Source organism: Acidithiobacillus sp. TH-A67 (assembly GCF_057473545.1).
Genome location: NZ_JBYCKU010000034.1, coordinates 1 through 8386, shown reverse-complemented (window position 1 = coordinate 8386; position 8386 = coordinate 1). Strand labels below are relative to the sequence as shown.

Genomic DNA, 8386 nt, shown 5'->3' with positions numbered 1-8386 from the left:
ATCACCGCGCGATCGATGAGCGCCCTGACACCATCCCATTCGGCCTGAGTCAGCGGCAGGTTGCGAGTGATCAGATATTCTGCGCTGCCGTCCTCGTTCAATCCGGGATACTCGATCAGCACCATGGCCGTAGCCTCAGCTTGCGGCGATACATAGATATGCTCCACATCTGCGGCGAAGTGATGACTCTGCCCCGCGTGCAGCAACAAGCTATTGCCTTGCGTACCGACCAGCATTTCCCCGCTGAGCACAATCACCCGTTCCCGCACTCCGGGAGGATGCGCACTTGAACGGTAACTTTGGCCTGCCACCATAAACAACTCATAGAGCTCGATGGCCGGGGAGTCACCATATCGTTCGATAAAACGGACTTTTACACCTGGGTCCTTGCTTGCATCCCGCGCGCTCTGAACGCTTAAGTTGGTATTGGAGCCTTCGACCAAATCACCGAACCTCACGCCCAAGGCGTTCGCTATGGCCCAGATGGTTTCTATGGTTGGATTACCCTGAGCATTTTCGATCATGGACAAAGTTGATTTGGCCACCCCCGAAAGCTCGGCAAGAGTTGTGAGCGTTAGCCCACGCCTGATGCGAAATTGACGGACATGCCGCGCCAAAAGAGAGACAGAATGTGAAGCCATGAGATAGTTCGTTATATAAAATAAAATTGATTATTGTGTTTTTTATATCGAATGTCAACTCTGATAGCCCACCTTCGATCGCTTGATCCGCTATCCCCTCAACCGCCCTTTGTTGGACACGCCGAGGCTTGCGCTCAGATATCGAGCCCGGGCCCCACGATCGTTGCGGGAGCACCCGCCGCAACTGTTCCTGCTGCCGGTCGACCGTCAGCGCATTTCTCAGCTCATCGCGCATCCAGATTCCCAGATCGCAGAGCGTATGTCCGATCTCTCTTACGAAGGGATCCTGAAGAACCGGGCCGGTGCTGCACAGTGTTGAGCCGCGACGGAGGAAATTGTCCGGCAAATCGCAGCAGGCAATCTGGTAATCACTGGCGATATTCCCCCGAAACCGTCCACGAGCGCTTACGGATTGGAGACATGATGGAGCAACTACGGGACTCTGGAGTGCACACGAGGGGTCCCGCTGCACTCAGCCACGCCGGCAGGCATTTGCGAATGCACTGGATCAGCTACTGCCCCGCGCTTGATCCTTTGGTGGTACTGATCCATCCGGCTTGCCGGAATTCTTTTTACTTGATTACATACCGTTCAGTTGGTATGTTATCTACTCCAACATACCGGAGGATCATCCCATGGCAACACTTCATCTTACCGATCCCAAAGACGCACAGGGCGAGCTGGCGGAGCTCTATGCGGCCATCACCCAATCATTCGGGGGCGTGCCCGAGGGGCTGCAGCTCTTCGGTGTCAGCCCCAAACTCTTGCAGATTCAGATGCAGACCCTTAGCTATTTCGGCCAGCACCCGCGGCTTTCCGCCAATTTTCTGGCGATGCTGCGCTACATCCTGTCAGAAGACGGAAATTGCCAATTCTGCATTGGCTTCAATAAATCTCTCCTGTTGAATGCGGGACTTTCAGCCGAGGCAATTGCCAAGGCCCGCGAGCATCCGTTGGAAGGGCCTCTGGAGAAGCGGGAGAATCATCTGCTGGACTACGTGCTTCGTGCCGTGCGGAACCCGCATAGCGTGAAGAACGAAGAAATTGCTGCATTGCACGCGCTGGACTGGAGCGATCAGGACATCTTCGACGCCGTCGCGCACGGGGCGCAACATACCGCCATCGACATCATCTTCGAGACCTTCCGCGTTGCGCCCATGCCCGCTGCTTAATCCGCCTGCCCCGGACCCGCACTGCGGGCTCTGGGGCTTCTATTGCGTCACCAAGGGCCAGATGGCGCCAAACTCGCCATCCACCGAACACTGGCGGATACACTTCTTCCGAAGTCTAGGCCCAGCCCAGCCAGCAGGAATGAGCCTGCCAAATACGCCAGGGCATGCGGGACCAGAGGCAGCCCAAGCCCTACTGAGGGGTATGCAAAGCCAACGCTTCGCCATCGAATTCCCTTCAGCCTTTACCCGCTGCTTTCACGTGCTGCGCTGTCTCCTCTATCTCTGGTATTTTTCACTCGTCCGTCGTGCCACCGGCCTCTGAGGCAAAACGCGCTGTCATTGCCTAGACTAAAAAAGCAAGAGAAAAGGAGGCGACGATGACTGCAGAAATGAAAGTATTCAGCACCGGTATTGATCCTGAAGACTGGATTCCACAACGCTTTGCCCAACCCGGAGAAGGGAAGATCCCGCCCATCAGCTGGCTCCATGTTCCCGCCACGGCCAAGAGCCTCATCCTGCTGATGGAACATCGCGACGCAACAGCCGGAGAGCGGATCCACTGGCTGGTCTACGACATCCCGGTAACTGCTGCGGGCATTCCCGAGGGTGGACCGATTCCGGAGGGGGCCAAGGTCGGGAAAAATGACTTCGGGTCCACCGGCTATCACCCACCGGTAGGCGACCCTAGCCATAAATTGCAGCACTATGATTTCCACCTTCTGGCTTGTGATTTGCCCAACCTGGGTCTAGCGGAAGGAGCCAGTTGGGAGGCGGTCAAAGAAAAACTCCGCAAGCAACGTGATCCTGGCGATATCGCGCCGCCCCCGGCCGACGACCCGCAGGCCGTCGAGTTCCATCCCCTGGGACATGTGATCGACCGAGCGGAATTCAGTGGACACTATGCCCTAGATACGGACAAACCGGCTCAATAATTTGGTGCTGTAGATCAACTCCCCATGCATCTGGGTCTCTTGACCCTGATGCATGAGGCCTTATGCTGGCTCTTCCCTTGATGGCGGAGAGCTCGATGGACGTGATGTTGCTTCTGGCGGCCCTGGTGATCCTTGCCGCCGCGAGTCAATGGTTGGCCTGACGCCTGCGCCTTCCAGCGATTTTATTGCTACTTCTCATCGGCATCCTCATTGGTCCAGTCTTCGGGCTGTTAAAGCCCGACGAGCTTTTTGGGCCTTTGCTCTTTCCCGGCATTTCCCTCGCTGTCGCCATCATTCTCTTCGAGGGCTCTCTGAGTCTGGAATTTCGTGAGCTCGGCAAACTCGGCCGCGTCGTACGGCGCATGGTGGGTCTTGGGGCCATCAGTAGCTGGTTGATCCTCGCGGTTGCGACGCGTTGGATCACCGGTTTTCCCTGGTCAATGTGCTGATGTGGGAAAGTATTCTCATCGATCCAATCGGCGCACTGCTGGCCGTCTTGGTATTTTCGGGGGTAATCGCCCATCAAGGGAATAGCGGCCTGTGGACGGCAGTCGAGTTCTTTTTCAGCACCGTCGCTTTGGGCTTCGGACTCGGCTGCGGCGCTGGCTATGGCTTGGGAAGACTGCTGCGCAACCGGGCCATTCCTGACTATCTGCACGGCATTGTCGCCCTGGGCACGGTATTCATCGTCTTTGCCATCGCCAATTCCCTGGTGCATGAATCTGGACTGCTGGCAGTGACCATCATGGGCATCTGGCTTGCCAATATGCGCAATGTGCCGCGCGAACATATTCTCAATTTCAAAGAGAGTCTATCCATCCTTCTGATTTCCCTATTATTTCTTTTGCTCGCCGCGCGCCTGGAATTGGCCGCATTAGTCGAGGTTCTGCTCTGGGGATTTGCTCTGTACTTGGTAATTCAGCTTCTCGCCCAGCCCTTCAAGATGCTGCTGGCCTATGATCGTCGCGAAACCCTCTCCTGGCGCGAGCGGGCGCTGACCGCCTGGATCGCCCCGCGCGGCATCGTCGCTGCAGCGGGCGCCCCCGTCTACGCCGAGCAACTACAGGCGCAGCACTATCCCGATGCCCAACTCTTCGTCCCTCTCACTTTCGCGGTCATCATCATCACGGTGTTGAGTGCAAGTTTCAGCAGTCGCCCACTGGCACGCCTGCTGCGCGTAGCCGAAACGGAACCACGCGGCGTCCTGATCATCGGCGCCAATCCTCTGGCCGTGGCCATAGCAGAGCAGCTTCGCCAATGGAAATTTCGTCCGCTCTTGGTAGATGATGACTTTGCACAGATCCGCAATGCGCGCATGCAGGGAATCCCCATCTTTTATGGCTCACCGGTCTCCGAAGCTGCCGACCGCGAACTCGATCTGGTAGGCGTTGGCTATCTGCTCGCCCTCTCTACCGATCGGACGCGGAATCTGGTGGCCAGTCTGCGCTATACCCCAGAATTTGGTGCCCACGGGGTCTTCAGCCTTCCGGATGGCAGCCAAAACCAGAAGAGTGCTCGCTGGCGCATGGCGCGCCGTCACCGCCAGCAATATCTCTTTGCTCCCACAGCCACGGCAGAGGAATTACTACAGCGCCTGGAAAACGGGTGGACGGTGAAAGTTACCAAACTCTCCGAACAATTCGCTTGGGAGGCCTATCGCCGGCAATTTGCCGAGGCGGGGTTCCTGCCGCTATTTTTGCTGCGCGGGGAGCGCTTGCTGCCTTTTGTTGCCGGATTGCCCGACGAAGCGACCCTGCCCAAACCCGGCGACCAGGTAATGGCCCTGGTGGCTCCGCAACGCAAAGAGCGTGAAGGCGAGCGCAGCGCCAGTGAGTCGTCATCTGCAATAGAACCGTGAAACGGGAAGGAACTCAGTCAGCGTATTGTTTTTGTACCCACTGGGCATAGACGTCACCCAGCAGGGGCTGCCACCAGTCGGAATGCTGCAGGTACCAATCCACCGTCTTGCGAATACCCTCGGCAAAACTGTGTTGCGGCGTGTAGCCGAGTTCTCTTCCGACTTTGCTGGCATCTATGGCATAGCGACGGTCGTGACCGGGGCGGTCTTTGACGTAGCTAATCAGACTTTCCGCCGCTTTTCCCTGGGCCGGTGCGGCATGCGGAAAGCGCTGGGCGAGGAAGGTATCGGCGGCAAAGGCCGTATCCAGAAGTTCACAAATCAAGCGCACGATATCGAGATTGGCCCACTCATTATGCCCCCCAATGTTATAGCTTTCCCCTTCCTCACCGCGCTCAAGAATCAGGCCGATGCCTTGGCAATGATCTTCAACGAAGAGCCAGTCGCGGACCTGCTGCCCGTCACCATAAATGGGTAGGGGGCGGCCATGGAGAATATTGAGTATCACCAGCGGGATGAGTTTTTCCGGAAAGTGATACGGCCCATAATTGTTGGAACAATTACTGGTCGTCGTGCGCAGCCCATAGGTGTGCTGATAGGCCCGTACCAGGTGGTCCGAGGCCGCCTTGCTGGCGGCATAGGGCGAATTGGGCGCGTAGGGCGTGTCCTCGCGGAAGGGCGGGTCCTGCGGCCCCAGGGTGCCATAGACTTCGTCGGTGGAGATGTGATGAAAACGATGCGGGATGATTCCACCTGGCGCGTCCAGCCAAACCTTGCGCGCCGCCCGCAGGAGGCTGTGGGTACCGAGGATGTTGGTATGCAGGAAGGCATCCGGGTCGTGGATGGAACGGTCGACGTGACTCTCGGCGGCAAAGTGGACGATGACGTTGAGCTTGTGTTCGCTCAAGAGCTTTTCCACCAGCGGCGTATCGTTGATGTCCCCTTCGGCAAAGTGGAATCCTGCCTGATTCATCAACCCGGCGAGGCTCGCCTGGTTACCGGCATAGGTCAGGGCATCGAGTACCACCAAGTGGCCCTGCGGAAAGCGCTGCCGCCAATAATGGCAAAAATTGGCACCGATGAAACCTGCCCCCCCCGTCACCAAGAGCCGCATCTCTGCCGGCATCAACTTTTCAGCCATCGATCTTTCCTTCTTGCCAAACCCGGATCATTCGTCGCAACTGTACCCGCCAATGCGGTGCCGCCCCTAAAATGCTATAGCTGCCGGTCTTGTCCAGTACCGCACAACTGGGTCGTTGAGCCGGAGTGGGATAGGCCGTGGTCGGGATCATCTGTATAGGAATCTCTCGTGTCAGCAAGCCCTGCTGCCGGCCCTCCTCCTGGATCGCCACCGCAAAGTCGTACCAGGATGCCACACCGGCATCGGTCCAGTGCTGCGTGCCAGTGAACTCCGGTAGCTCGGTGGCGCGCCAAAGCGCGTCCGCCAAGCCCCCGGCCCAAGTTGGGGTGCCGATCTGATCGCCAACCACAGAGAGCGTCTCCCGCTCAGCCATCAGGCGCAGCATGGTCTTGACGAAGTTGTTACCAAACTCGCTATAGACCCACGCGGTACGCAGAATCAGGGCGTCTGCACCGAGAATCCCGCGGATCTTCTCCTCACCTGCCGCCTTGCTGGCGCCATAGACGCCCAGGGGGGCCACGGGATCATTGGGCATATAGGGCCTGCCCTGCCGACCATCGAAGACAAAATCTGTAGAGACATGCAGCAGACGCGCTCCCGCTGCCTGCGCCCACTGGGCCATGCGTGCGGGCGCCTCGACATTCACGCTGTAAGCCAGCTCCGCCTCGGATTCCGCGCGATCCACCGCCGTGTAGGCAGCGGCGTTGATGATGATCTGCGGCTGCAAGCGCTGCAGTAGCGCGGAGATTTCCGCAGGCCGAGTGAGGTCCAGCAGCGAACGATCAATAGCATGCACCGTCACATCCGCAGGACGACGGCGAAGCAGCTCCCGCCCCAACTGCCCTCCAGCCCCAAAAATACAGATCTGACGCATCCACCTTCCCTCAGGCAAAAACTTCGCACTGGACGAGAGGCAAGCCCGCTGCATCCTTGGCCGCTAGCAGAGGCGCTTCCCCGGCGGGAATAGGCCAAGAGATGTTCAGGATCGGGTCGTTCCACAGCAGGCAACGCTCTGCACTGGGCAAATAATAATCGGTGGTCTTGTACAGAAACTGGGCAAACTCACTCAGCACGTAAAAACCATGGGCAAAGCCTGGAGGTATCCAGAGCATCTGATGATTTGTGGCAGACAAGCGCGCCCCCACCCACTGTCCGAAACTGGCAGAACTCTTGCGCAGGTCCACAGCCACGTCAAAGACCTCACCCTCCACCACCCGCACGAGTTTGCCCTGCGCCTGCTCGATCTGATAGTGCAAACCGCGTAGCACGCCGCGGGCGGAGCGGGAGTGATTGTCCTGCACGAAGTCGAGATCCAAACCGAGATCAGCAAAGGTCTTGCGGTTCCAGCTTTCCAGAAAGAAGCCGCGTTGGTCACCAAACACCCGAGGCGTGAGCAGACAGACCTCCGGGATCGCGAGACGCTGAACTTCCATCAGCGTTCCTCCTGTTCCAGACAACGTAACAGATATTCACCATAGCCGCTTTTGCGCAGGGGCTCCGCCAGGCGCAAGACCTGTTCCGCGTCGATATACCCCATGCGCCAGGCGATCTCCTCTGGGCAGGCAATCTTCAACCCTTGGCGCTCTTCCAGGGTACGCACGAATTCGCCAGCATTGAGCAGGTCCTGATGCGTGCCGGTATCCAACCAGGCAGTGCCCCGCCCGAGAATCTCTACCCGCAACTGCCCCGCCTCCAGATAGCAAGCGTTGAGCTCGGTAATCTCCAGCTCGCCACGCGCCGAGGGTCGAATCGTGCGCGCGATTTGGCTGGCCTGTGCGTCATAAAAATACAGACCGGTGACGGCATAACTGGAACGCGGGTTGGCGGGCTTTTCCTCGAGCGACACTGCCCGCCCCTGGGCATCAAATTCCACCACTCCGTAGGCCCGTGGGTTGGCGACATGGTAGGCAAAGACCGTAGCGCCGGACTCTTGCTGACTGACCGTTTGCAGGCCTTCGCTCAAGTCGTGTCCATAAAAGAGGTTATCCCCCAAAATCAGGGCGGCAGGCGCTCCTGCCAGGAAGTCTTCGGCAATCAGTAGGGCCTGCGCCAGCCCCTCAGGCCGTGGCTGCTCGGCATACTGAAAATCGAGCCCCCAGGCCGAACCGTCACCCAAAAGCCGCTGAAAGTGCGGCAAATCGGAAGGGGTGGAAATCACCAAAAACTCGCGGATGCCAGCCAGCATGAGGGTCGACAAGGGATAATAGATGAGCGGTTTGTCGTAGATGGGCATGAGCTGCTTGCTCAGTACCTGAGTCAACGGATAGAGACGGGTACCGGATCCCCCCGCCAGAATGATGCCCTTGCGCATGCTGGTATGGCCTTCCCGATCTTGGCTGCTTTGTGCAAGGGTAACCAGTCGCAGCAGCAGCGTCCAGACTGGGGGTGATGCTGGCTCAGGTTGTCGGTCGCAGCGACAAACCTCGCTCATCTTCTGAATGCGTTTATGCACCCATAAAAAGAAAATCCAAAATATCATGATGTTGTCATCAAATGTTCACAATACTGAAACACTTCGCTGTTAGCCCTCAACTTATGTCTTCGCCTTGGGTTTCCGTAGGTTCTGGCCCTTCGTGTTCGCCGATGCGCTCCCTGCGGTTGCCATGTCCACCGCAGGGCCGGGAGTCTTTTCTTTGCCGACA

Annotated in this window: 8 protein-coding genes and 2 pseudogenes; 5 read left to right on the top strand and 5 right to left on the bottom strand. The window is 58.0% G+C overall.

What is annotated here, in order from left to right; all coding sequences use genetic code 11:
* Positions 1-641: helix-turn-helix domain-containing protein (locus tag AC2VNM_RS05115; protein ID WP_486912983.1), on the bottom strand; the 641-nt coding region annotated here is incomplete at its 3' end.
* A gap of 322 nt (positions 642-963) precedes the next feature.
* Between AC2VNM_RS05115 and AC2VNM_RS05110 the strand changes: the two are divergent.
* The 5 genes and pseudogenes from AC2VNM_RS05110 to AC2VNM_RS05090 all read left to right on the top strand — a co-directional run.
* Positions 964-1171, top strand: a pseudogene (locus AC2VNM_RS05110) (DUF188 domain-containing protein); the annotation flags it as partial.
* Between the two features lie 105 nt (positions 1172-1276).
* On the top strand, positions 1277-1813 hold the full coding sequence (locus AC2VNM_RS05105; protein ID WP_483165501.1) for a carboxymuconolactone decarboxylase family protein: 537 nt from the start codon (positions 1277-1279) through the stop codon (positions 1811-1813).
* A gap of 377 nt (positions 1814-2190) precedes the next feature.
* Positions 2191-2745: a YbhB/YbcL family Raf kinase inhibitor-like protein gene (locus AC2VNM_RS05100; RefSeq protein ID WP_483165500.1), complete on the top strand. Its 555-nt coding sequence runs from the start codon at positions 2191-2193 to the stop codon at positions 2743-2745.
* A gap of 185 nt (positions 2746-2930) precedes the next feature.
* Positions 2931-3850: pseudogene (locus tag AC2VNM_RS05095) on the top strand (cation:proton antiporter domain-containing protein); the annotation flags it as partial.
* A gap of 24 nt (positions 3851-3874) precedes the next feature.
* Positions 3875-4603, top strand: coding sequence for an NAD-binding protein (locus AC2VNM_RS05090; protein WP_483165574.1), 729 nt, complete (start codon positions 3875-3877; stop codon positions 4601-4603).
* A gap of 13 nt (positions 4604-4616) precedes the next feature.
* Here the strand turns inward: AC2VNM_RS05090 and rfbB are convergent, their stop codons facing one another.
* The 4 genes from rfbB to rfbA are packed head-to-tail and all read right to left on the bottom strand — an operon-like array spanning position 4617 to position 8175.
* Positions 4617-5744, bottom strand: a complete 1128-nt coding sequence (gene rfbB / locus AC2VNM_RS05085; protein WP_483165499.1) for a dTDP-glucose 4,6-dehydratase — start codon at positions 5742-5744, stop codon at positions 4617-4619.
* Complete coding sequence (gene rfbD, locus AC2VNM_RS05080) at positions 5737-6618, bottom strand: dTDP-4-dehydrorhamnose reductase (protein WP_483165498.1); 882 nt, start codon at positions 6616-6618, stop codon at positions 5737-5739. Before rfbD ends, rfbB begins: the two co-directional genes overlap by 8 nt.
* Positions 6619-6628: 10 nt before the next feature.
* Positions 6629-7177 carry a dTDP-4-dehydrorhamnose 3,5-epimerase gene (rfbC, locus tag AC2VNM_RS05075; protein WP_483165497.1) on the bottom strand — a complete coding sequence of 183 codons (549 nt, stop codon included), beginning with the start codon at positions 7175-7177 and terminating at the stop codon, positions 6629-6631.
* On the bottom strand, positions 7177-8175 hold the full coding sequence (gene rfbA / locus AC2VNM_RS05070; RefSeq protein WP_483165496.1) for a glucose-1-phosphate thymidylyltransferase RfbA: 999 nt from the start codon (positions 8173-8175) through the stop codon (positions 7177-7179). Before rfbA ends, rfbC begins: the two co-directional genes overlap by 1 nt.
* Positions 8176-8386: the final 211 nt, after the last annotated feature.

Coding starts and splice junctions, on each gene's coding strand:
- AC2VNM_RS05105 (WP_483165501.1), top strand. CDS start 1,277: ATGGCAACACTTCATCTTACCGATCCCAAAGACGCACAGGGCGAGCTG.
- AC2VNM_RS05100 (WP_483165500.1), top strand. CDS start 2,191: ATGACTGCAGAAATGAAAGTATTCAGCACCGGTATTGATCCTGAAGAC.
- rfbB (WP_483165499.1), bottom strand. CDS start 5,744: ATGGCTGAAAAGTTGATGCCGGCAGAGATGCGGCTCTTGGTGACGGGG.
- rfbD (WP_483165498.1), bottom strand. CDS start 6,618: ATGCGTCAGATCTGTATTTTTGGGGCTGGAGGGCAGTTGGGGCGGGAG.
- rfbC (WP_483165497.1), bottom strand. CDS start 7,177: ATGGAAGTTCAGCGTCTCGCGATCCCGGAGGTCTGTCTGCTCACGCCT.
- rfbA (WP_483165496.1), bottom strand. CDS start 8,175: ATGAGCGAGGTTTGTCGCTGCGACCGACAACCTGAGCCAGCATCACCC.